This window comes from Micromonospora sp. CPCC 205561 (genome assembly GCF_036906775.1).
GTDB lineage: Bacteria > Actinomycetota > Actinomycetes > Mycobacteriales > Micromonosporaceae > Micromonospora.
In genome coordinates this window covers 24,036-45,840 of the sequence record NZ_JBAKHV010000011.1, presented here as the reverse complement: position 1 = coordinate 45,840, position 21,805 = coordinate 24,036, and the positions used below count along the sequence as shown (strand labels likewise).

Sequence of the window (21,805 nt, the reverse complement as noted above, 5' to 3'; positions counted from 1 at the left end):
TGCCGGACCCACTGTCCGGTCCGAAGGCTAATGCCCGACCGATCTCGTCGCCGCCTCGGGGTACCGCGCCGGCGCGCAGCGGCACCTGACGGGCGGACTCGGCGGGTCTTCGCCGGCCGAACGGGCGGCGACCTCCGGTCAGGCGTGGTCCGCGTGCCGGGACTGGACGTGCCGGCGGACCAGCGGGTGCAGGAGCCGGGTCAGCTCCGCCCGGCCGGCCAGCGGGTGCGGGAACGCCAGCCGGACGCGGCGGCGGGCGCCGGGCCGGCCGTGGGAGACCAGCAGTCCGTACCGGTCGATCCGGACCACCCGCGGCGCCGTGTCGGGGGCGCCGGCGGCGAGGCCGAGCTGGCGGCGCAGGTATCCCGCCACCTCGGCGGCGTGGTGCTCGGTGAGGTCGGCCAGCAGCTCGGCCTCGACCGGGTGCAGCGGGTCGGGCTCGGCCTCGGCGTACGCCTCGGGATCGATCCGGCGTACGGAGTCGCCGCGTTCCCAGCGGGCCTCGACCACCTCGAAGCGGTGCAGCCGGAACCGGGTACCCACGTCGAGCAGGTCGCCCGTCGGCTCCACGGCCGCGAAGTCCAGGGCGGCGCGGCGCTCCTCGGCACCCTCCAGCCGGGCCGCCCAGCCGGAGACCCAGGCGCGACCGAGGCTCGGCGCACCGGCGGCCGGGGGCAGGTCCAGCACGTCCAGCACCAGCGCGATCTCGGCCTCCCCGTCGGCGGGGCGCAGCGCGGCGGCGAGGTCGCTGACCACGGGCACCAGCAGCAGCACCCGCCCGTCCGGGTCGGTGACGTGCCGGATCTGGTGCGGGCCGGGCCGGTGCGCGACGTGGGCGAGGCCGGGCAGCCGGCCCGAGACGAGGGTGCGGACGACTTCCGCCGGGCTGGGCCGCATGAACGACTCCTTCGTAGGTTAGCCTTACCTAACTCGGAGACTAGAGCACCGGATCGGAGACGTCCAGCGTGAACCACCCCAGGCCCAAGGCCCGACTCTCCCGCGCCCTCGGCATCCCGCTGACCCGCAAGTGCGCGCGGTATCTCGAGCGGCGCCCCTTCCCGCCCGGCGTGCACGGCCGCCAGCGGCGCAAGACCTCGGACTACCAGGTGCGGCTGCTGGAGAAGCAGCGCCTGCGCCACCAGTACAACGTCAGCGAGACCCAGCTGCGGCGGACCTTCGACGAGGCCGCCCGGGCCGCGGGCAAGACCGGCGAGGGTCTGGTCGCCCTGCTGGAGCGGCGGCTCGACGCCGTGGTGCACCGGGCCGGGCTGGCCCGCAGCGTCTACCAGGCGCGGCAGCTCGTCGCGCACGGCCACTTCACCGTCGACGGGCGCAAGGTGGACCGCCCGTCGTACCGGCTGCGGCCGGGGCAGGTGGTGGCCGTCCGCGAACGCAGCCGCGCCGCCCTGCCGTTCCAGCTCGCCGCCGCCGGCGCCAACGCCGCCGAGGGGCCGGCCCGGCCGTACCTGTCGGTGGAGCTGGCCGAGCTGCGGGCCACGCTGCTGCGCGAGCCCGCCCGGCACGAGGTGCCGGTCATCTGCGACGAGCAACTGGTCGTGGAGTTCTACTCCCGCTGACCCGGCGCGCCCGACCCGTCCACCCGGACGGGCCGGCGGGGTGGCGTCCGGCCGGCCCCCCGGTCGGCCGCCTCAGCGCGCCGGCCGGCCGGGCCGGCGGCCGCTCGCCGCGCCGGTCAGCGGGTCTGCTCCAGCCAGGAGGCGTAGAGCAGGCCGTAGATCGACTCTGGATCGCGGACCAGCTCGTCGTGCGGGCCGCGCTGCACGATCCGGCCCCGGTCGACGACGATCACCTCGTCGGCGGCCTGCGCCGTGGAGAGCCGGTGCGCGATGGCGAGCGTGGTGCGCCCCCGGGTGACCGCGTCCAGGGTGCGTTGCAGCCGCACCTCGGTGGCCGGGTCGACCGCGCTGGTCGCCTCGTCCAGCACCAGCAGGTCCGGGTCGGCCACGTACGCGCGGGCCAACGCCACCAGCTGCCGCTCGCCGACGCTGAGCGCCTCCCCCCGCTCCCCCACCGGCGTGCGCAGCCCGGAGGGGAGCGCCTCCAGCCAGTCGACCAGCCCCAGCTCGGTGAAGGCCGCCGTCAGCTGCTCGTCGGTGAGCTCGGGGCGGGCGAAGCGGACGTTCTCCGCCACCGTCGCGTCGAAGAGGAAACCGTCCTGCGGCACCATCACCACCCGCGCGCGCAGCGAGTCGAACCGGACTCGCTCCAGCGGCACCCCGGAGAGCAGCACCTGGCCGGCGGTCGGGTCCATCAACCGGGTCAGCAGCTTGGCGAAGGTGGTCTTGCCGCTGCCGGTCTCGCCCACCACCGCCACCCGGCTCTTCGCGGGGATCTCCAGGCTGACGTCGTGCAGCACCGGCGGGCCGCCCGGGTAGGCGAAGCGCACCCCGGCGAAGCGGATGTCCAGCGGGCCCGCCGGCAGCTCACGCCCCTGCTCGCCCGGGTCGGCGACGTCGGGCGCGACATCCAGCACGTCCAGCACCCGCCGCCACCCGGCGACGGCGTTCTGCGCCTCGTTGAGCACCTCGGTGGCGATCTGCACCGGCTGGATGAAGAGCGTGACCAGGAAGAGGAAGGCGGTCACCTCGCCGACGCTCAGGGTGCGGTCGGCGCCGAGGGTCACCCCGAGCACCACCACGCCGGCCAGCGCCAGCCCGGCGGCCAGCTCGCCGACCGAGCTGCCCATGATGCTGATCCTGATCGCCCGCTGCTGGGCCCGCCGCTGGCCGTCGATCGCCTCGTCGAGCCGCCGGGCGGTCCGCCCGGAGATCCCGTACGCCCGGATCACCGGTGCGCCGACCACGCTCTCCCCGATCGCGCCGAGCAGCGCCCCGGTGCGCTGCCGCACCACCCCGTACGCCCCGGCGAGGCGACGCTGGAGCAGCCGGATCACGAACACGGCGGGCAGGAAGGCGGCGAAGACCACCAGGGTCAGCTGCCAGGAGTACGCGAACATGACCAGCGTGGTGATCGCCAGCTGACCGAGGTTGACCACCAGGATCACCCCGCCCCACTGGAGGAACTGGGTGATCTGGTCGACGTCGCTGGTGACCCGGGAGACCAGCGAACCGCGCCGCTCGGACTGCTGGTGCAGCATGGACAGGTCGTGCACGTGCCGGAAGGCCCGTACCCGCACGTTGGCCAGCGCGGTCTCGCTGACCGTGAAGAGCCGGCGCATCATCAGGTAACCGCAGAACGTGGTCACCACGAGCACCCCGGCCGTGACGGCGACCACCGTCCAGACCACCGTCAGGTTCAGCCCGCCGACGATGCCGTTGTCGATGCCCTGCTGCACCGCCACCGGCACGGCCGCCCGGCCGACCATGTAGACCAGAGCCAGGCCGAGCGTCCCGGCCAGGCCGACCCGCAGCTCCGGGGAGAGCGCCAGCCCCCGGCGCAGCGTCTGCCAGGTCGTCTCGGGCTCCTCCACCGGGTCGGCGGAGGTGGATGTGGGGGCGGTCACCGGGCATGCCTTTCGCTCGCGACTGCGGGACTCCGCTTCGCTGCGCTCCTCGCGCTCACCGGTCAACCTCGATCTCCAGGCCCGACGGCAGCGGGGCCACCTCGGCGGGCGTCTCGTCCTTGGTGTGGTCGACCTCGGCCTGCTCGTAGGCGGTGACCAGGTCGGCGTAGCCCGGCACGGTGGCCAGCAGCTCGGAGTGCGGGCCGCGGGCGACCACCCGGCCGTGCTCCAGGTAGACCACCTCGTCTGCCAGCGCGATGGTGGCCCGCCGGTAGGCGACCACCAGGATCGACGCGGGCGGCGCCCCCGTCGAGGAGCGCAGCCCGGCCAGGATGGCCGCCTCCACCCGGGGGTCGACGGCGCTCGTCGCGTCGTCGAGGACCAGCAGGCGCGGCCTGCCGGCGAGGGCGCGGGCCAGGGTGAGCCGCTGCCGCTGGCCGCCGGAGAGCGAGGTGCCCCGCTCGCCGACCATCGTGTCGAGGCCGTCGGGCAGGGCGGCGACGAAGCCGTCCGCCTCGGCCAGCCGCAACGCGGCCCAGACCTCCTCGTCGCCGACGCCCGGCCGGTCCAGTCCGACGTTGGCGCGCACCGTGTCGTCGAAGACGAACGGCACCTGACCGACCAGCGCGGCGGTGCCGGTCAGCGAGGCGGAGGTGAGCCGGCGGACGTCCACCCCGTCCAGGCTGACCGTGCCGGCCTCGGCGTCGACCAGCCGCACGGCCAGCGCGGCGATCGTCGACTTGCCGGAGCCGGTCGGCCCGACCAGCGCGACGACCTTCCCGGCGGGCACGGTGAAGGAGACCTCGCCGAGCACCTCCGTGCCGGGCAGGTGCGCCTCGGCCGGTTCGTAGCCGAACCGCACGCCGGCGAAGGTCAGGCGGGCCGGCGCGGCCTCGGCCGGATCGAGCGTCGTGTCGCCGTACGGCATCTCGCCGGTGGCGTCGAGCACCCGGCGGATCCGGTCCCAGCCGGCGACGCTGCGCGGCAGCTCGGCCAGCACCCAGCCGATGGCCCGTACGGGGAAGGCCAGCACCGTGAAGAGGAAGGCGACGCTGATCAGCTCGGCGACGGTGATCGCGCCCTGGCGCAGCCGGACCGTGCCGACCACCAGCACGGCGAGGGTGCCGAGGCTGGGCAGGGTCTCCAGCAGCGGGTCGAACACGCCCCGCAGCCGCCCGACCGCCACCAGTGAGTCGCGCAGCTCCCTCGCGCGGGCGGCGAACCGGTCGGTCTCCTGCGCCTCGCGACCCATCGTCTTGACCACCAGGGCACCGTCGAAGCTCTCGTGGGCGATGCCGCTGACCTCGGCGCGCAGCCGCTGGGCCCGGGCCTGGCGGGGCGCCATCCGGCGGGAGTAGGCGACGTTGAGCGCGAAGAGCGCCGGGAAGACCGCGAGGCCGACCAGGGCCAGCGCCCAGTCGGTGACGAAGAGGGAGGCCACCGCGCCGACCAGCATCACCAGGGTGCCGACCGCGAACGGCAGCGGCGCGATCGGCTGCCAGGCGGCCTCGACGTCGGAGTTGGCGTTGGACAGCAGCGTGCCGGTGGCGTTGCGCTGGTGCCAGGAGAGCGGCAGCTGCAGATAGCGGCGGGTGACCCGGCGCCGGTAGGCGGCCTGGAGGCGGTACTGCATGTAACCCGCGCCGAGCCGACGGCCGACGATGCCGGCCACGCGCAGCACGCTGATGCCGAACAGCGCGGTCGCGGCCAGGGCGAGGACGCCGGTGCCGACCGAGCCGCGGTCGATCGCCGGCACCACCACCCCGCCCACCACCCCGCCCACCACGTAGGCGCTGGCCACCGTCATGGCCCCGAAGAGCACGCTGCCCGTCACCGCGACGGCGAAGATGCGGGGCTCCTCGCGGATCGCCCGCCCGAGGACCCCCAGCCCCCGGCCCAGCACGTCCCGACTCGTCCTGCCCGCCACGCTCTCCCCCGCCGTAAGGCCGACATTGTCTCCCTCATCCTTACCGGTCGCGGCCGGCTCCGCCGACCCGACCCGCTATGTCCGCCGTCACGGCCGTCCCGGCCGGCTTGCCGAGCCGCGCCGGCCGCGCGCCCCTACGATCGGTGCCATGCCGCGGTACGCCCGATCGGAGCGCGAGGCGCTCGCCGACCTGATGCAGACCCTCGGACCGGACGCGCCGACGGTCAACGAGGGGTGGACCACCCGCGACCTCGCGGCCCATCTGGTGCTGCGGGAACGCCGACCCGACGCGGCCGGCGGCATCCTGCTCCCGCCGCTGCGCGCCCGTGCCGAGCGGGTGCGCCTGCGCATCGCCGCCCGGCCCTGGCCGCACCTGCTCGACCAGGTGCGCCGGCCCCCGGCGTGGAGCCCGGTCAGCAACCCGCTCACCGACGAGCTGGCCAACACGCTCGAGTTCTTCATCCACCACGAGGACGTGCGCCGGGTCGGCCCGGGCTGGCTCCCGCGCGACCTGCCCGCCGGGCTCCACGCGGCGCTGTGGAGGCGGTGCTCCGGGCTGGCCAGGTTGGCGCTGCGCCGGTTCCCGGCCGGCGTCCTCGTCCAGGCGCCCGGCTACGGCGAGCTCTCCGTCGGCCGGGGCGGCGAGCCGCTGCGGCTGGTCGGGGCGCCCGGCGAGCTGGCGCTGTTCCTCTCCGGCCGGCAGCGGGTGGCCAGGGTGCAGATCGACGGGGCGGCGGCGCTGGCCGACCGGCTGCGCGGCACCGACCTGGGCATGTAACGGAATGTACGGAAGCGGTCACACCATATCCTGAAATCGGCTCGCCCCAACGACGGCGACCGATCCCTGCTACCGTACGCTGTCCCGCGCCGGCCCGTGGGGGGGCGGCGCGACAGGGGGCACCATGCGTACCTTTGCGGTCTCGGCGCTACGGGAACCCCCCTTTCCCGCGCGCCAACACGACGCCACGGGCTTGGTGGCACAGCAGAGCATCGAGTGGGCGCTCAGCCAGGGGCTGATCAATAGCGGGCACCGGCTGCGCCGACTGCGCGGCGCCGACCCCGCAGGGCTGGCCGGCCGGGCCTGCCCGGAGGGACCGACCGACCGGCTACGCCTGCTCGCCGACCTGATCTCCTGGCTGTTCGTGATGGACGACGCCTGCGACGAGGACGGCCTCGGCGCCGCCCCCACCCTGCTGGCGCCAACCGTGGCGGCCCTGCTGGACGTGCTCGACGTGCACGGGGCCTCGACCGACGGGCCCGCCGCCGCCACCGCCGGCCCACCCGGCGAGGCGCTGGGCGACCTGTGCCGGCGGGTCAGCGCCGCCGGGACGCCCGCGCTCCTGCTGCGCTTCGTCGGCGGCGTGCGCGACTACCTGCTGGCGCTGCTCTGGGAGGCGGCGAACCGGGAGCACGGGCGGGTGCCGGAGGTGGCCGAGTACGTCCAGATGCGCCGGCACACCGGCGCGGTCCACCCCAGCTTCGCCCTGACCGAGCTGGCCATCGGGACGCTGTCCGGCGCCGCCAGCCGCACCGATCCGGCGCTGGTGGCGCTCGACCTGCTCGCCGCCGACCTGGTCTGCTGGTGCAACGACCTCTTCTCCTACGGCAAGGAGAACCTCGACCAGGCGGACGTGCACAACCTGGTCGTCGTGATCGCCGGTGGCCGCAGCGGCCGGGACGAGTCGTCGGCCCTGCGGGCGGCCGCCGACCGGTTCAACGAGTCGCTGTCCGCGTACCTGACCACCGAGGCGGCGCTGCTGGCCAGCGGCGACGACGACCTGCGCTCGGCCGTCACCGCGCGGCGCAACTGGATCCGGGCCACCTACGACTGGTCGCTGGCGGCCGCCCGGTACGCCTGACTCGGCCGTTCCGTCACCCGAGACGTGGCCCAGCCGTGATCCACAGGGCTAGCCGACGCCCCGGTGCAGGCAATACTCTTCGGTAACGAACACCGACGTGACGGCGATCACGTCTCCACCCCCCGAAGGCGGCTACAGCGATGGCTCTCGATGTACCGTACCGTTCCATCCCCGACATGTTCCTCAAGCGCGTCGCGGCGTCCCCCACCCGCCACGCCTTCGCCCACCCGGCCCCCGACGACTCCGGGCCGGTCTGGTTGACCTGGGAGCAGGTGGCCCACCGCGCCAAGGCGGTCGCCGCCGGGCTGCACGGGCTCGGCGTCGGCCTGGAGGACCCGGTCGCGATCCTGGCGAACACCCGGCTCGACTGGGTGATCGCCGACCTCGGCATCATGTGCGCGGGCGGCGCCACCACCACCGTCTACCCCACCACCGAACCCGAGGACGCGACGTACATCATCGCCGACTCCGGCTCCCGGGTGCTGTTCGCCGAGAACCCCGGCCAGGCGGCCAAGATCGCCGGCGCGGAGCTGCCGGCGCTGACCCACGTCGTACTCCTCGACGGCGCCGCCGACCCGGCCGCCGCCGTCCCCCAGCTCACCCTCGCGGAGCTGGAGGAGCAGGGCGCCCGCGCGCTGGCCGCCGAGCCCGACCTGATCGACAGGCTGGTGGCCGGGATCGGTCCCGACCACCTCGCCACCCTGATCTACACCTCCGGCACGACCGGGCGCCCCAAGGGCGTCGAGCTGCTGCACGGCGGCTGGTGCTGGGAGGGCGTCGCGCAGGCCGAGGTCGGGCTGCTCCGCGACGACGACCTGCAGTACCTCTGGCTCCCGCTGTCCCACTCGTTCGGCAAGACCCTGCTCTGCGGCGCCATCCACGTGGGCCTGCCGACGTACGTCGACGGCCGGGTGGAGAAGCTGGTCGACCTGCTCTCGGTGATCCGTCCGACGCTGATGTGCGGCGCGCCCCGGGTCTTCGAGAAGGTCTACAACAAGGCGGTGACCACCGCGCAGGGCAGCGGCGGCGCGAAGGCGAAGATCTTCGCCTGGGGTGTCGGGGTCGGCAAGGAGAAGGTCACCCTGGAGCAGGCCGGCAGGCCGGTCCCGGCCGGGCTGAAGCTGAAGTACGCGGTGGCCGAGAAGCTGGTGTTCAGCAAGCTCCAGGCCCGTCTCGGCGGCCGGATCCGGGTGCTCGTCTCGGGCGCCGCCCCGCTCAGCCCGGAGATCGCCACCTTCTTCGCCGCGGCGAACCTGCCCATCTCCGAGGGCTACGGCCTCACCGAGACCAGCGCCGGGAACTTCGTCAACCCGCCGGCGGGGCTGCGGATCGGCTCGGTCGGCAAGGCGATGGGCGACCTGGAGTGCCGGATCGACACCGACGGCGAGATCCTGGTGCGTGGCCGGCCGGTGATGCGCGGCTACCACAACCTGCCGGAGGAGACCGCCGCCGCGTTCACCGAGGACGGCTTCTTCCGTACCGGCGACATCGGCACGCTGGACGCCGACGGCTACCTGAAGATCACCGACCGCAAGAAGGACCTGGTCAAGACCTCGGGCGGGAAGTACATCGCGCCCTCGCACATCGAGGGGATGTTCAAGGCCACCTGCCCGTACACCTCGCAGGCGGTGGTGGTCGGCCAGGCCCGCAACTACTGCACCATGCTGGTCACCCTCGACCCGGACGCGATCAAGGGCTGGGCGGCCGGCACCCCGCTGGAGGGCCGCGACTACGCCGAGATCGTCGCCTCACCGGAGGCGCGGACCATGGTCGAGGGGTACGTGGCCGAGCTGAACGGCAAGCTCAACCGCTGGGAGACGATCAAGAAGGTCGCCATCCTGCCGAGGGACCTGACGATCGAGGACGGCGAGATCACCCCGTCGCTCAAGATCAAGCGTCGCGGCGTGGAGAGCAACTTCGCCTCCGAGATCGAGAAGATGTACGCGGGCACCCTGGCCGAGCTCTGAGCGCGACGCCGGCGGCCCCGCACCCGGAGCGGGGCCGCCGGCCTCACAGGTGCTCCCCCCGCCACCTGGTCTGCTCCACCTCGGAGGCGAGCTGCTCCTCCAACGCCACCTGCCGCACCCGCCGCCGGCGGGGGGCGTCGACGACGGTCTGCGCCGCGACCGCCAGCACGGCGACCACCGCCAGCACGACGACGGCGACCAGCTCCGGCAACCGCGCGGCCACCGGGACCAGCACGAAGAGCAGCGCCGCCCCGGCCGCGGACGGCCACCGGGGCGCGCCGAGCGCCCGCCGGCCCAGCAGGATCAACGTGAGCGCGTAGAGCAGCACCCCGCCGTAGAGCGCCAGCAGGTCGAAGCCGGGCAGCCGCACCCCCCAGCGCGGCGTCTCCGGGTCCGCGCCCTCGTGGATGAGGCCCTTGAGGCCCAGGGCGAAGAGGATGACGCCCGCGATCAGCGGCAGGTGCAGGTAGGTGTAGACGTCGCGGGCCAGGCCGGCGCGGGCCCGCCGGTCGCGGGTGCGGTGCAGCGCCTGCTCCATGGCGAGGGCGAGCGTGTCGAAGTACGCCCACCACAGCGCCGCGACCACCGCGACGCCGAGGACCGCCGTGATGATCACCGGCCAGGTCAGCGACGCCGCGCCGCTGCCGGGCCCGAGACCGAGCGCGATGATCGACTCGCCGAGCGCCACCATGATGATCAGCGCGTGCCGCTCCGCCCAGTGCCCCGCCGACAGCACCATCCACCCGGCGCGGTGCTGGGCCAGGCCGGCGCCGTACTCGACGGCGAGCGCGGCGACCCACAACGCGAGCCGGAGCGCGAAGGAGTTCGTGTCGTCGACGAGGCGCTGCGGCAGCAGCGCGGCGCCGAGGACGAGCGCCGTCGCCACCAGGAACGGCAGCGCCAGCATCGGGAGGCGTCGACGCACCGACGGGTCGGTGCGGACGGCCCAGAGGAAGAGAGTCACCTGGGACGCTCGGACCAGGAAGTAGCAGACCGCGAACACCAGCGGGCCGGAGAGCCCGCCGGGCCGGTCGACGAACGCCTTCGGCAGGCTCAGCGCGAGCACGAAGACGGCGGCCGAGGTGGCGAAGCCGAACAGCGGCACGATCCCCTGGTCGGTGCGGACCACGTTGCCCAACGCGGCGAAGCCGCTCCAGCACCACCAGAGCAGGGCGAGGAGCACCAGGCACTGGAGCAGCCCGCGCCCGGTCAGGTCGCTGGCCGTCACGGTGGTCACGTTCAGGAAGGCGAAGACGAAGACGAGGTCGTAGAAGAGCTCGATGCGGGTGGTGCGGGTGCCCGGGGCGCCGGGCCTCACCCCGCGCGGCCACCTGATCCCGCCCACGTCTCCCACCTGCGCAGTTTCCCAGCCCGGGGGCCGGGCGCAGGCCCGATCGCGCAGCCTCGGGCGCGTGCCCGGCGCGGTCCCGGGGTGCTGACCGGCCTCCCACCGGCCGCCGCGCGGGTCAGGCGATGACCGCGGCCTCGCGCCACCGCGACCGGCCGCCGCGGTCCAGGTCGTAGCGGACGGCGGCGATCCTGCCCACCGCCTCCGCCAGGTCGGCGGCCGGCAGGGTGAACGGCAACCGAAGGAAGCGCTCCAGCGTGCCGTCCAGGCCGAACCGGGGACCGGGCGCCAGCCGTACGCCCACCTCCTCGGCGGCGCGGGCCAGCGCGCTGGAGATCGGGCCGTCGAGCTCGGCCCAGAGGGTGACGCCGCCGTGCGGGACGGTGACCCGCCACTCGGGCAGCCGCTGTGCGAGCGCCGCCAGCAGCGCGTCCCGCTGGACGGTGAGCTGCGCCCGGCGCGCGGCGACGATGGCCGGCGCCTCGGCGAGCAGGTGGACGGCGACGAGCTGGTCCAGCACCGGGCTGGCCATGTCGACGCCGACCCGGGTGGCGGCCAGCCGCTGCACCTGCGGGGCGGACGCGCGGACCCAGCCGATCCGCAGGCCGCCCCAGAACGGCTTGCTCATCCCCCCGATGGTGATCACCCGGGAGTGCCGGTCGAAGCTGGCGGTCGGCGGGGGCAGCACCGTCCCGTCCAGCGGCAGGTCGACGAAGGACTCGTCGACGACCAGGTCGGTGCCGACGGCGTGCGCGGCGGCCACCACCCGCTCGCGCAGCGACGCCGGCATCAGGTGGCCGGTCGGGTTCTGGAAGTCCGGGATCAGGTACGCCAGCTTGGGGCGGGCCTGCCGCAGGCCCGCCAGGAGCAGGTCGGCGTCCCAGCCGGGCTCCTCGACGGCCAGGCCGTGGGTGGTGATCCGGGCCCGGCGGGCGGCCAGCGCGGCCAGCGCGTTCGGGTAGCTGGGCGCCTCGACCAGCACGCTGCCGCCCGGGGCCAGCGCGAGGCGGAGCACCAGGTCGAGGGCGTGCTGGGTGCCGTTGGTGACCATGATCTGGTCGGGCGAGGTCGGCAGCCCCCGGCCGGTGTAGGCGTGGGCCACCGCCTCGCGCAGCTCGATGATTCCGGTCGGGTGGTAGCCGGCACCGCTGAGGTAGCGCGGCAGGTCCTCGGCCGCCGCCCGGGCGGCGGGTAGCAGCTCCGGCGGCGCGGCGAGCGCGGCGACCCCGAGATCGATCATGTCCCGGTCGTCCAGCGGGGTCCAGAGCCCGGTGCTCGCCACCCGGTGGGTCCCAGGGAGCATCGTCCAGCTGCCGGCCCCCCGCCGGCTGGCCAGGTGCCCGCTCTCGCGCAGTTGCCGGTACGCGGCCGTGACCGTGGTCCGGCTGATCCTCAGCGCCTCGGCCAGCTCGCGCTCCGCCGGCAGCCGCACGCCCAGGGGCAGCCGGCCGTCGGCGAGCAGGCCGCGCACGGCACCGGCGAGGGCCGCGTAGTCGGGACTGCGCCGGCGGCCCGGAAGCGCATGCCACTGACCGAGGAGCCGGGCCAATTGAGGGCCCCGAACCTGACTGGTCATGGCCACCCCTCCGAGATTGGCTCTTACGCTCCGCCAATTGGCCTTTAGCGTGGCATGAGTGGCAGCGATTGGCAATCTTCGGCATCGCCCCCTGCGGCGGCTGACCCAGCTCTACGCGGGCCTCGTCCTCTACGGGGTGAGCATGGCCCTGATGATCACCTCGGGGCTCGGCCTGGACCCGTGGGACGTGTTCCACCAGGGCCTCTCCGAGCTGACCGGCCTCTCGTTCGGCACCGTCACCATCGCGGTGGGCGCGCTGGTGCTGCTGCTCTGGATACCCCTGCGCCAGCGACCCGGCCTCGGCACGGTCAGCAACGTGGTGGTGATCGGCCTGGTGGTGGACGCGACGCTCGCGCTGCTGCCGACCGGCGGGCCGCTGGGCGTACGGATCGGGATGCTGGTCGTCGGCATCGTGGCCAACGGGGCGGCGACGGGGCTCTACCTCGGCGCCAGTCTCGGGCCCGGTCCCCGCGACGGCCTGATGACCGGCTACGTCGCCCGCCGGCCCGGCCGCTCCCTGCGGCTCGTCCGCACCGTCATCGAGGTCACCGTGCTGGCGCTCGGCTGGCTGCTCGGCGGGACGGTGGGCGTGGGCACGGTCGCCTACGCGCTGACCATCGGCCCGCTGACGCAGGTCTTCCTGCCGCTGTTCACCGTGCCCGGGCCGGAGCGCCCCAGCACGGACCCGGTCGTACCCCTGCCCACCGCCTGACCCCCACCCGCAGCCCGGCCGTGGCGACCCCTGTCCCCGCACGCGGCGGGGGCGCCGGTGTTCCCTTCGGCCGCCCCGCCCGGCAGAATCCTGGCATGGGGGAGAACGGATGGCGCTGGACCGACGCCTGGATCTTCGTCTCGGTGGTGATCGCCAGCGGCGCGGGACGGCACCGCCGCGCCGCGGCCAGCCGCCGCCCCGAGGGCGTCCGCCTGGCCGACGTGCTCTCCACCGCCGACCACCTCAACCAGGCCATCCCCGAACGGCACGAGGTGGAGGCGGCGGTCCGGCGCCTCGTCGGGACCGGGCTGGTCAGCGTCAGCGACGGCTGGTTCCGGATCACCGCCGACGGTGAGCGCCTCTGGCGCACCCGTCCGAGCGCCGGGCTGGCCACCACCGTGGACACCGTGCAGGGCGTGCTCACCCGGCGGCACACCCCGGTCAGCGCGGAGTGGCAGCTCGACGAGGACGACCACGCCGCCGCCGTCCAGGAGTACGTGGTGCGGTCGATCCCGGCGCCCCGGCGTTCCCCGGAGAACGGGCTCCACCGCGACTGACCCCGACCAGGCCGACCGCGCGGTCAGCGGACCGGGTGGCCCGCCCCGCGCAGCGCGTCCTTGACCTCCGAGACGGTCAGCTCGCCGAAGTGGAAAACGCTGGCGGCGAGCACCGCGTCCGCGCCGGCGCCGATCGCCGGCGCGAAGTGCGCCACCTCGCCCGCGCCGCCGCTGGCCACCACCGGCACGTCGACCACCCGCCGCACCGCGCCGATGAGTTCGAGGTCGAAGCCGGCCTTGGTGCCGTCGGCGTCCATCGAGTTGAGCAGGATCTCGCCCGCGCCCAGCTCGGCGCCGCGGCGGGCCCACTCGACCGCGTCCAGCCCGGTGCCGCGCCGGCCGCCGTGGGTGGTCACCTCGAAACCGCTGGGCGTCGCACCCCCGGGCGCGCGCCGCACGTCGAGCGAGAGCACCAGCACCTGCCGGCCGAACCGGTCGGCGATCTCGGCGAGCAGCTCGGGGCGGGCGATCGCGGCGGTGTTCACCCCGACCTTGTCCGCCCCGGCGCGCAGCAGGGTGTCGACGTCCGCGACCCGCCGGACGCCACCACCCACGGTCAGCGGGATGAAGACCGACTCCGCCGTGCGACGGACCACGTCGAGCATGGTGCCCCGGTCGCTGGACGAGGCGGTGACGTCGAGGAAGGTCAGCTCGTCCGCGCCGGCCCGGTCGTACGCCGCGGCCAGCTGCACCGGGTCGCCGGCGTCGCGCAGGTCGAGGAAGTTAACCCCCTTGACCACCCGACCGGCGTCCACGTCGAGACACGGGATGACCCGTACCGCCACCGTCATGCCGCGAGCCTATCCTTCCCCGGGACGGCGGCGGGCGGCGTGTGAGGCCGACCACCGCCACCGACAGGGGCCCTCGGCGTCGCGAGGGCGCCCCGGACTACACCCGCACGAGCATCTTGCCCAGGTTCTCACCGCGCAGCAGGCCGAGGAACGCCTCGGGGGCGTTCTCGATGCCGTCGACGACCGTCTCGTCGTACGAGAGCTTGCCGTCGCGCAGCCAGCCGGACATCTCCCGCACGAACTCGTCGCGCAGGTGGCCGTGGTCGCCGACGAGGAAGCCGCGCAGGGTGAGCCGCTTGCCGATGAGCAGCGCCAGGTTGCGCGGCGCGGCCGGGGGCTCGGTGTCGTTGTACTGCGCGATCATGCCGCAGATCGCGGCCCGGCCGTGCACCTTCATCGCGGAGATCGCCGCCTCCAGGTGGTCGCCGCCGACGTTGTCGAAGTAGACGTCGACGCCGTCGGGGGCGGCGGCCTTCAGCGAGTCGCGCACCGGCCCGTCGTGGTAGTCGAACGCGGCGTCGAAGCCGAGCGCGCGCAGCCGCTCGACCTTGGCCGCCGAGCCCGCGCTGCCGACCACGTGCGCCGCGCCCCGGAGCTTGGCGATCTGGCCGACCAGGCTGCCCACCGCACCGGCGGCGGCGGAGACGAAGACGGTCTCCCCCGGCTTCATCCCGGCGACCTCGAGCAGCCCGGCGTACGCGGTCAGGCCGGTCATGCCCAGCACGCTCAGGTAGGCGGTGACCGGGGCGAGGTCGGGATCGACCTTCCGGGCGGCCCGCGCGTCGAGCAGCGCGTACTCGCGCCAGCCGAGGCCGTGCAGGACGGTGTCGCCGGGCCGCAGGCCCTCGGCCTCGCTGGCCACGACCTCGCCGACCGCCCCGCCGTCCAGCGGCGCGTCGAGCGCGAACGGCGGCACGTACGACTTGACGTCGTTCATCCGCCCCCGCATGTACGGGTCGACCGACACGTACCGGTTGCGGACCACGATCTGCCCCGGCCCGGGGGTGGGTACCCCGGTCTCGACGAGCCGGAAGTTGTCCGCGGTCGGCCAGCCCTGCGGCCGGGAGGCGAGGTGGATCTCGCGGTTGCGGGTGCTCACAGCGCCTCGCGCACGGTGAGGGCGACCTCGACGTTGCCGCGCGTGGCGTTGGAGTAGGGGCAGACCTGGTGCGCCTGCGCGAGCAGCTCCTCGGCGGCGGCCCGCTCGACGACCGGGAGGTCGACCACGAGGGCGACGGTCAGCCCGAAGCCGCCGGTGCCGTTGGGGCCGATGCCCACCTCCGCCTCGACGACCGAACCGGAGACGTCGGCCCGGGCCTTGCGGGCGACCAGGCGCAGCGCGGAGTGGAAGCAGGCGGCGTAGCCGGCCGCGAAGAGCTGCTCGGGGTTGGCGGCGCCGCCGGCGCCCCCCATCTCCTTCGGGACGGCCAGCGCGAGGTCGACGGTGCCGTCGGAGGTACGGACGTTGCCGTCCCGACCGTCCCCGGTGGCCCGGGCGGACGCGGTGTAGAGCACCTGCATGGTGATCACTGCTCCTTCTGTCGGTGGATCGTCTCCGTGACCCGGGTGAGGGTGTCGCGCAGGGCGACCAGCTCCGCCTCGGTGAGGCCCGTGGCGCGGGCGACCCGCGGGGGCACCTCGCCCATCCGCTGCCGCAGGGCCCGTCCGTCGTCGGTCAGGCCCACCTCCACCCGCCGCTCGTCGCGCGCCGACCGGGTCCGGACGACGAGCCCCGCCCCCTCCAGCCGCTTGAGCAGCGGCGAGAGCGTGCCGGAGTCCAGCCGCAGGGCGGCGCCGAGCTCGGAGACCGTGGGGGCCTCGTCGCGCTCCCAGAGCACCAGCAGCACCAGGTACTGCGGGTAGGTCAGGCCGAACTCGTCGAGGACCGGCCGGTAGACGTCGGTGAGGGCACGCGACGCGGCGTAGAGCGCGAAGCACACCTGCCGGCGCAGCACCAGGTCGTCGGTCACCAGAGTACCGTAGCCCACAATTAGATTGCGCACAACTTATCGGGGCGCGCGGCGGCCGGGTACCACCGCCGCGGCGGCTCAGCGGTCGCCGAGATACGCCTCCAGCTCGACCTCGACGAGATGGTCGGGATCGAGCAGCCCGGCCACCACCACCATGGTGGCCGCCGGACGGACGGCGCCGAACACCGCGTTGTGCGCCCGGCCCACCTCGTCGGCGTACGTCCGGTCGGTGACGTACATCCGGGTCCGCACCACGTCGCCGGGAGCCGCGCCCACCTCGGCGAGCGCGTCCAGCCCGATCCGCAGGGCCTGCGCGGTCTGCGCCGCCGCGTCGCCGACGTGGGTGACCACACCCTGCACGGTGGAGGTGCAGCCGGCGGTCCAGGCCAGGTCCCCGGCGCGGACCACCCGGGAATAGCCGTACAGCGACTCCCACGGGCCGCCCGAGCCGAGCCGGGTGACGGTCACGCCGCCGCCAGCGTTTCCAGCGCCTGCGCCACGGTGAAGGCGCCCGCGTAGAGGGCCTTGCCGGCGATCACGCCCTCCACCCCGATCGACTCCAGGCCGGCCAGCGCCCGCAGGTCGTCCAGGGTGGAGACGCCGCCCGAGGCGATCACCGGGGCGTCGGTGCGGGCACAGACCTCACGCAGCAGGTCCAGGTTCGGCCCACGCATGGTGCCGTCCTTGGTGATGTCGGTGACCACGTACCGCGTCGCACCCGCCTTGTCCAGCCGCTCCAGCACCTCGAAGAGGTCGCCGCCGTCGCGGGTCCAGCCCCGGGCGGAGAGGGTACGACCCCGCACGTCCAGCCCGATCGCCACCCGGTCGCCGTACTCCCCGCACACCCGGTCGCACCAGACCGGGTCCTCCAGGGCGGCGGTGCCGATGTTCACCCGGGCGGCCCCGGTGCCGAGCGCCGCGTGCAACGACTCGTCGTCGCGGATGCCGCCGGAGAGCTCCACCTTCACGTCGAGCTGCCGCACCACCTCGGCCAGCAGGTGTGCGTTGGAGCCCCGGCCGAACGCGGCGTCGAGGTCGACCAGGTGGATCCACTCCGCACCGTCCCGCTGCCAGGCCAGCGCGGCCTCCAGCGGGTCGCCGTACGTCGTCTCGCTGCCGGCGGCGCCCTGCACGAGACGGACGGCCTGGCCGTCGGCGACGTCCACGGCGGGCAACAGGGTGAGGCTCACGGTATTTCTCCTCGAAGTCAGGTGCGACGGTCCAGGGCGATCACCACGATCGCCGGCAGTACGAGCAGCAACAGCACGACCAGCGCGATCCGTAGCGCCAGATCGTCGACGAAGGTCCAGATCAGGGCCATCGCCGCCAGGGTCAGCAGCACGATGGCGGCACGCTCGCCGCGGCTGTGCCGGGGCAGCCGGCCCGTCCGCCCCCGCCGCAGCGACGGCGTCATCCGCCGGAGCAGCGCCCGGCGGCGTGCCCGCCGGGTCGCCCGCCGCTCCCGGACGGCCCGTTCCCGCGCGACCTGGGCCTCGCGGGCCGCCCGGCGCCGGGCCCGCTCCTTGCTCACCGCGTGCCCCTGCGGGCGCACGGGCGCGGACCCGCCGGGCCCCGACGCCGCTCAGTCACCGGTGGAGAACGTGGCGAGCCAGTTGCGCAGCAGCGCGGCGCCGTTGTCGGCGGACTTCTCCGGGTGGAACTGCGCGGCGCGGAGCGGACCGCGCTCCACGGCCGCCACGAAGTCCGTCCCGTGGTGCGCGGTGGTGACCGTGGCACCGGCGGCCGCCAGCGCAGCCGGGTCCCCGACCCCGTACGAGTGCACGAAGTAGAACCGGCTGTCGGCGGGGAGGCCGGCGAAGAGCGCCGACCCCGCCGGCGGGGCGACGGTGTTCCAGCCCATGTGCGGCAGCCGCTCGGCGGCCAGCCGCGTCACCCCGCCGGGCAGCAGCCCGAGGCCCTTCGTCACCACCCCGTGCTCCTCGCCGTGCTCGAAGAGCACCTGCATGCCCACGCAGATGCCCAGCACCGGACGGCCGGCGGCGACCCGCTCCGCGATCACCGGCCCGGCGCCGAGCGCCTCGATCCCCGCCATGCAGGCGGCGTACGCGCCCACGCCCGGCACCACCAGTCCGTCCGCCTCGGCGGCGGCGCCCAGGTCGTCGGTCACCGTCACGTCCGCGCCGACGCGGGCCAGGGCACGCTCCGCCGAGCGCAGGTTGCCCGAGCCGTAGTCGAGCACCACCACCCGGCTCATGCGCCCTCCCCCGGCAGCAGCCAGAGCACCCCGCCCGCCGTGGCCAGCACGGCGAGCAGCGCGGTGACGACCACCGCCCCGCGCGGCGCGCCCTGCTTGTGCAGCGACCACGTCCCGCCGACCAGCACGCCGGCCAGGATCAGCAGCAACGTCGGCAGCACCCCGCCCATCAGATCCGCCTTCCGTTCGCGGCCGCGGGACTCCGCTGCGCTGCGTTCCTCGCGCTCACCGGGCCCACCTTCCGTTCGCGGCCGCGGGACTCCGCTGCGCTGCGTTCCTCGCGCTCACGCTCACAGGGCTCCCTTCGTGCTGGGGATCGCGCCCGCCGCGCGGGGGTCAACGGCCGTGGCCTCGCGCAGCGCGCGGGACACCGCCTTGAACTGTGCCTCCACCACGTGGTGGGCGTCCGGGTGGCCGCCCGGGCGGGCCGCCCGCAGGACGTCCACGTGCAGGGTGATCCGGGCCGCCTGGCCGAAGGACTCCCAGATGTGGCGGGTCATGCTGGTCGGGTAGACCGGCCCGATGTACGGCGCCAGCGCCGGCTCGTCGTGCACCACGTACGGGCGGCCGGAGAGGTCGACCGCGGCCCGGACGAGGACCTCGTCCATCGGCACGGTCGCCGAGCCGTACCGCCGGATGCCGGCCTTGTCCCCCAGCGCCTGGTCGAACGCGGCGCCCAGGGCGAGGGCGGTGTCCTCCATCGTGTGGTGCGCGTCGATCTCCAGGTCACCCACCGTGCGCACGGTCAGGTCGAAGCCGCCGTGCCGGGCGATCTGGTGCAGCATGTGGTCGTAGAAGCCGACCCCGGTGCCGATCTCGGCCCGGCCGGTGCCGTCGAGGTCGATCTCGACGAGGACCTCGGTCTCCTTGGTGATCCGCTCCACGCGGGCGGTCCGGCTCATTGCTCACCTCTCGGTCGCGGCTGCGGGGCTCGCGGTCTCACTCGTGCCCCCGCCGGAGCTTCTCCACGGCGGTCAGGAACGCGTCGGTCTCGGCGGGGGTGCCGGCGGTGACCCGCAGCCAGCCCGGCAGGCCGACGTCGCGCACCAGCACCCCGGCGTCGAGCAGGGTGCGCCAGGCGGCGGCCTGGTCGCCCCCGACCTCGAAGAGCACGAAGTTGGCGTCGCTGTCGGCGACCCGGAACCCGCGCCCGCGCAGCCGGGCCACGATCCGGTCCCGCTGCCCGCTGATCGCGGCCACCGTGCCGAGGAGGGTGTCGCGGTGCGCCAGCGCCGCCCGGGCCGCGGCCTGGGTGAGCGCCGAGAGGTGGTACGGCAGCCGGACCAGCTGCACCGCCGCCACCACCGCCGGGTCGGCGGCCAGGTAGCCCAGCCGGCCGCCGGCGAACCCGAACGCCTTGCTCATCGTCCGGGTCACCACCAGCCGGGGGTGCCCGGGCAGCACCGCCAGGGCGCTGACCGTGCCGGGCCGGGCGAACTCGGCGTACGCCTCGTCGACCACCACCATGCCCGGCGCGGCGTCCAGCACCGCGGCGACCACCGCCGGGTCCAGGGCGGTGCCGGTCGGGTTGTTCGGCGAGCAGAGGAAGACCACGTCGGGGGCGTGCTCGCGGACCTGGGCCACCGCCTCGTCGGCGGTCAGCCCGAAGTCGACGCCGCGCCGGGCCGGCACCCACCGGGTGCCGGTGCCGAGCGCCAGCAGCGGGTGCATCGAGTACGCCGGGGTGAAGCCGAGCGCCGTGCGCCCCGGCCCGCCGAACGCCTGGAGCAGCTGCTGCTGGATCTCGTTGGAGCCGTTGGCCGCCCACACCTGCTCGGCGGTGAGCCCGTGGCCCAGGTAACCGGCCAGCTCGGCGCGGAGCGCCACGGCGTCGCGGTCCGGGTAGCGGTTGAGGTCGCGCAGCTCCGCCGCGAGGGCCTTGCCGATCGCGTCCACCACCGGCTCCGGCAGCGGGTACGAGTTCTCGTTGGTGTTCAGCCGCACCGGCACGTCGAGCTGCGGCGCCCCGTACGGCGACAGTCCCCGCAGGTCGTCGCGGAGCGGCAGGTCGTCCAGCGTGGTCACGCCAGGCCCCCCGGGAAGCGCACCTGGACCGCCCGCCCGTGCGCGGGCAGGTCCTCGACGCCGGCCAGGGTGACCACGTGCGGGGCCACCTCGCGCAGCGCCTGCTCGGAGTAGTCGACCAGGTGGATGCCGCGCAGGAAGGACTGCACCGACAACCCGGAGGAGTGCCGGGCGCAGCCGCCGGTGGGCAGCACGTGGTTGGAGCCGGCGCAGTAGTCGCCGAGCGACACCGGCGACCAGGCGCCGACGAAGATCGCCCCGGCGTTGCGCACCCGCAGCGCCCACTCGCGGGCGTCCCGGGTCTGGATCTCCAGGTGCTCGGCCGCGTACGCGTCGACCACCCGCAGCCCGGCGTCGAGGTCGTCGACCAGCACCACGCCGCTCTGCTCGCCGGTGAGCGCGGTGGTGACCCGCTCGGCGTGCTTGGTGGCCGGCACCTGCCGGGCCAGCTCCCGCTCGACCGCCTCGACCAGTTCGACCGACGGGGTGACCAGCACGCTGGCCGCGAGGGGGTCGTGCTCGGCCTGGCTGACCAGGTCGGCCGCGACGTGCGCCGGGTCCGCGGTGTCGTCGGCCAGGATGGCGATCTCGGTCGGGCCGGCCTCGGCGTCGATGCCGACGACGCCGCGCAGCAGCCGCTTGGCGGCGGTCACCCAGATGTTGCCCGGGCCGGTGATCATGTCGACCGGGTCGCAGCGGACGCTGCCCCGGGCGTCGACCGCCGCGCCGTACGCCAGCATCGCCACCGCCTGGGCGCCGCCGACGGCGTAGACCTCGTCGACGCCGAGCAGGGCGCAGGCCGCGAGCACCCGGGGGTCGGGCAGGCCGCCGTTGTCCTTCTGCGGCGGGCTGGCCACGACCAACGAACGCACCCCGGCCGCCTGGGCGGGCACCACGTTCATCACCACGGTCGACGGGTACATCGCGAGGCCGCCGGGGACGTAGAGGCCGACCCGGTCCACCGGCACCCAGCGCTCGGTCACCGTGCCGCCCGGCACCACCTGGGTGGTGTGGTCGGTGCGCCGCTGGTCGTCGTGGACCCGGCGGGCCCGGGCGATCGACTCCAGCAGCGCGGCGCGCACCTCGGGATCGAGGGACCCCTCCGCCTCGGCGATCGCCTCGACGGGCACCCGCAGCACCTCCGGCGAGACCCCGTCGAAACGCTCGCTGGCCTCCCGGATCGCGGGGTAACCATGCTCCCGGACCGCCTCCACGAGCGGGCGGATCCTCTCGACGGCCACGGAGACGTCGAGCTGGGCACGGGGCAGCAGGCGGCGCGGGTCACGCACGCCGCCGCGCAGGTCGATCCGGTTCAACACCCTTGCGAGTCTAGGCGGCCCGTCCGGAGGCCGGCCGGGCCGCCCGTACGCCGGG

At 74.9% G+C, this 21,805-nt stretch carries 23 protein-coding genes; 6 read left to right on the top strand and 17 right to left on the bottom strand.

Features of this window, described 5'->3' with window-relative positions; genetic code table 11:
• Nucleotides 1–138: 138 nt before the first annotated feature.
• Nucleotides 139–897 carry a DUF2470 domain-containing protein gene (locus tag V6V16_RS09155; protein WP_334561398.1) on the bottom strand — a complete coding sequence of 253 codons (759 nt, stop codon included), beginning with the start codon at nucleotides 895–897 and terminating at the stop codon, nucleotides 139–141.
• 68 nt (nucleotides 898–965) lie between these two features.
• Here V6V16_RS09155 and rpsD point away from each other — a divergent pair, with 68 nt between their 5' ends.
• Entirely contained in the window at nucleotides 966–1,577 is a 612-nt protein-coding gene (gene rpsD, locus V6V16_RS09150) for a 30S ribosomal protein S4 (RefSeq protein ID WP_334561397.1), read from the top strand.
• A 116-nt stretch (nucleotides 1,578–1,693) separates the two neighbouring features.
• Here rpsD and V6V16_RS09145 read toward each other — a convergent pair whose 3' ends face one another.
• Together V6V16_RS09145 and V6V16_RS09140 are read right to left on the bottom strand one after the other, a co-directional pair.
• Complete coding sequence (locus V6V16_RS09145) at nucleotides 1,694–3,484, bottom strand: ABC transporter ATP-binding protein (RefSeq protein ID WP_442934052.1); 1,791 nt, start codon at nucleotides 3,482–3,484, stop codon at nucleotides 1,694–1,696.
• Nucleotides 3,485–3,539: 55 nt separating this feature from the next.
• Nucleotides 3,540–5,411: an ABC transporter ATP-binding protein gene (locus V6V16_RS09140; RefSeq protein WP_334561396.1), complete on the bottom strand. Its 1,872-nt coding sequence runs from the start codon at nucleotides 5,409–5,411 to the stop codon at nucleotides 3,540–3,542.
• A 148-nt stretch (nucleotides 5,412–5,559) separates the two neighbouring features.
• Here V6V16_RS09140 and V6V16_RS09135 point away from each other — a divergent pair, with 148 nt between their 5' ends.
• The 3 genes from V6V16_RS09135 (at nucleotide 5,560) to V6V16_RS09125 (ending at nucleotide 9,237) form a co-directional block, all read left to right on the top strand.
• Entirely contained in the window at nucleotides 5,560–6,189 is a 630-nt protein-coding gene (locus V6V16_RS09135) for a TIGR03085 family metal-binding protein (RefSeq protein ID WP_334561395.1), read from the top strand.
• Nucleotides 6,190–6,385: 196 nt separating this feature from the next.
• Nucleotides 6,386–7,270 carry a terpene synthase family protein gene (locus V6V16_RS09130; RefSeq protein ID WP_334561394.1) on the top strand — a complete coding sequence of 295 codons (885 nt, stop codon included), beginning with the start codon at nucleotides 6,386–6,388 and terminating at the stop codon, nucleotides 7,268–7,270.
• A 140-nt stretch (nucleotides 7,271–7,410) separates the two neighbouring features.
• Complete coding sequence (locus V6V16_RS09125) at nucleotides 7,411–9,237, top strand: AMP-dependent synthetase/ligase (RefSeq protein ID WP_334561393.1); 1,827 nt, start codon at nucleotides 7,411–7,413, stop codon at nucleotides 9,235–9,237.
• 43 nt (nucleotides 9,238–9,280) lie between these two features.
• On the opposite strand, the gene V6V16_RS09120 is transcribed toward V6V16_RS09125, so the two are convergent.
• Both V6V16_RS09120 and yczR read right to left on the bottom strand, forming a co-directional pair.
• Nucleotides 9,281–10,582: a low temperature requirement protein A gene (locus V6V16_RS09120; protein WP_334561392.1), complete on the bottom strand. Its 1,302-nt coding sequence runs from the start codon at nucleotides 10,580–10,582 to the stop codon at nucleotides 9,281–9,283.
• 121 nt (nucleotides 10,583–10,703) lie between these two features.
• The gene (gene yczR / locus V6V16_RS09115) at nucleotides 10,704–12,161 is read right to left on the bottom strand and encodes a MocR-like transcription factor YczR (RefSeq protein ID WP_334561391.1); all 1,458 of its coding nucleotides are present in this window, start codon (nucleotides 12,159–12,161) and stop codon (nucleotides 10,704–10,706) included.
• 58 nt (nucleotides 12,162–12,219) lie between these two features.
• Here yczR and yczE point away from each other — a divergent pair, with 58 nt between their 5' ends.
• Entirely contained in the window at nucleotides 12,220–12,873 is a 654-nt protein-coding gene (gene yczE / locus V6V16_RS09110) for a membrane protein YczE (protein ID WP_334561389.1), read from the top strand.
• Nucleotides 12,874–12,968: 95 nt separating this feature from the next.
• Nucleotides 12,969–13,430, top strand: a complete 462-nt coding sequence (locus V6V16_RS09105; protein ID WP_334561388.1) for a hypothetical protein — start codon at nucleotides 12,969–12,971, stop codon at nucleotides 13,428–13,430.
• Nucleotides 13,431–13,453: 23 nt separating this feature from the next.
• On the opposite strand, the gene hisF is transcribed toward V6V16_RS09105, so the two are convergent.
• The 12 genes from hisF to hisD form a co-directional block, all read right to left on the bottom strand.
• Nucleotides 13,454–14,221 carry an imidazole glycerol phosphate synthase subunit HisF gene (hisF, locus tag V6V16_RS09100; protein WP_334561387.1) on the bottom strand — a complete coding sequence of 256 codons (768 nt, stop codon included), beginning with the start codon at nucleotides 14,219–14,221 and terminating at the stop codon, nucleotides 13,454–13,456.
• Nucleotides 14,222–14,318: 97 nt separating this feature from the next.
• Nucleotides 14,319–15,320: an NADP-dependent oxidoreductase gene (locus V6V16_RS09095; RefSeq protein WP_334561386.1), complete on the bottom strand. Its 1,002-nt coding sequence runs from the start codon at nucleotides 15,318–15,320 to the stop codon at nucleotides 14,319–14,321.
• Entirely contained in the window at nucleotides 15,317–15,742 is a 426-nt protein-coding gene (locus tag V6V16_RS09090; RefSeq protein WP_334561459.1) for an organic hydroperoxide resistance protein, read from the bottom strand. Before V6V16_RS09090 ends, V6V16_RS09095 begins: the two co-directional genes overlap by 4 nt.
• Nucleotides 15,743–15,747: 5 nt before the next feature.
• A complete protein-coding gene (locus V6V16_RS09085; protein ID WP_334561385.1) occupies nucleotides 15,748–16,191 on the bottom strand; it encodes a MarR family winged helix-turn-helix transcriptional regulator in 444 nt (147 codons plus the stop codon).
• Between the two features lie 78 nt (nucleotides 16,192–16,269).
• Nucleotides 16,270–16,659, bottom strand: coding sequence for a RidA family protein (locus V6V16_RS09080; protein ID WP_334561384.1), 390 nt, complete (start codon nucleotides 16,657–16,659; stop codon nucleotides 16,270–16,272).
• Complete coding sequence (gene priA, locus V6V16_RS09075; protein ID WP_334561383.1) at nucleotides 16,656–17,381, bottom strand: bifunctional 1-(5-phosphoribosyl)-5-((5-phosphoribosylamino)methylideneamino)imidazole-4-carboxamide isomerase/phosphoribosylanthranilate isomerase PriA; 726 nt, start codon at nucleotides 17,379–17,381, stop codon at nucleotides 16,656–16,658. Before priA ends, V6V16_RS09080 begins: the two co-directional genes overlap by 4 nt.
• Nucleotides 17,382–17,398: 17 nt before the next feature.
• The gene (locus V6V16_RS09070) at nucleotides 17,399–17,722 is read right to left on the bottom strand and encodes a hypothetical protein (protein WP_334561382.1); all 324 of its coding nucleotides are present in this window, start codon (nucleotides 17,720–17,722) and stop codon (nucleotides 17,399–17,401) included.
• 51 nt (nucleotides 17,723–17,773) lie between these two features.
• Nucleotides 17,774–18,406, bottom strand: coding sequence for an imidazole glycerol phosphate synthase subunit HisH (gene hisH, locus V6V16_RS09065; protein ID WP_334561380.1), 633 nt, complete (start codon nucleotides 18,404–18,406; stop codon nucleotides 17,774–17,776).
• Complete coding sequence (locus tag V6V16_RS09060) at nucleotides 18,403–18,576, bottom strand: hypothetical protein (protein ID WP_334561379.1); 174 nt, start codon at nucleotides 18,574–18,576, stop codon at nucleotides 18,403–18,405. Before V6V16_RS09060 ends, hisH begins: the two co-directional genes overlap by 4 nt.
• A 120-nt stretch (nucleotides 18,577–18,696) precedes the next feature.
• Nucleotides 18,697–19,308, bottom strand: coding sequence for an imidazoleglycerol-phosphate dehydratase HisB (gene hisB, locus V6V16_RS09055; protein ID WP_334561378.1), 612 nt, complete (start codon nucleotides 19,306–19,308; stop codon nucleotides 18,697–18,699).
• 37 nt (nucleotides 19,309–19,345) lie between these two features.
• Nucleotides 19,346–20,431 carry a histidinol-phosphate transaminase gene (locus V6V16_RS09050; protein WP_334561376.1) on the bottom strand — a complete coding sequence of 362 codons (1,086 nt, stop codon included), beginning with the start codon at nucleotides 20,429–20,431 and terminating at the stop codon, nucleotides 19,346–19,348.
• Nucleotides 20,428–21,750 carry a histidinol dehydrogenase gene (gene hisD, locus V6V16_RS09045; protein ID WP_334561375.1) on the bottom strand — a complete coding sequence of 441 codons (1,323 nt, stop codon included), beginning with the start codon at nucleotides 21,748–21,750 and terminating at the stop codon, nucleotides 20,428–20,430. Before hisD ends, V6V16_RS09050 begins: the two co-directional genes overlap by 4 nt.
• Nucleotides 21,751–21,805 lie beyond the last annotated feature (55 nt).

Coding starts and splice junctions, on each gene's coding strand:
- hisF (WP_334561387.1), bottom strand. CDS start 14,221: ATGACGGTGGCGGTACGGGTCATCCCGTGTCTCGACGTGGACGCCGGT.
- V6V16_RS09060 (WP_334561379.1), bottom strand. CDS start 18,576: ATGGGCGGGGTGCTGCCGACGTTGCTGCTGATCCTGGCCGGCGTGCTG.
- V6V16_RS09155 (WP_334561398.1), bottom strand. CDS start 897: ATGCGGCCCAGCCCGGCGGAAGTCGTCCGCACCCTCGTCTCGGGCCGG.
- hisH (WP_334561380.1), bottom strand. CDS start 18,406: ATGAGCCGGGTGGTGGTGCTCGACTACGGCTCGGGCAACCTGCGCTCG.
- V6V16_RS09105 (WP_334561388.1), top strand. CDS start 12,969: ATGGGGGAGAACGGATGGCGCTGGACCGACGCCTGGATCTTCGTCTCG.
- yczR (WP_334561391.1), bottom strand. CDS start 12,161: ATGACCAGTCAGGTTCGGGGCCCTCAATTGGCCCGGCTCCTCGGTCAG.
- V6V16_RS09135 (WP_334561395.1), top strand. CDS start 5,560: ATGCCGCGGTACGCCCGATCGGAGCGCGAGGCGCTCGCCGACCTGATG.
- hisB (WP_334561378.1), bottom strand. CDS start 19,308: ATGAGCCGGACCGCCCGCGTGGAGCGGATCACCAAGGAGACCGAGGTC.
- V6V16_RS09125 (WP_334561393.1), top strand. CDS start 7,411: ATGGCTCTCGATGTACCGTACCGTTCCATCCCCGACATGTTCCTCAAG.
- V6V16_RS09090 (WP_334561459.1), bottom strand. CDS start 15,742: ATGCAGGTGCTCTACACCGCGTCCGCCCGGGCCACCGGGGACGGTCGG.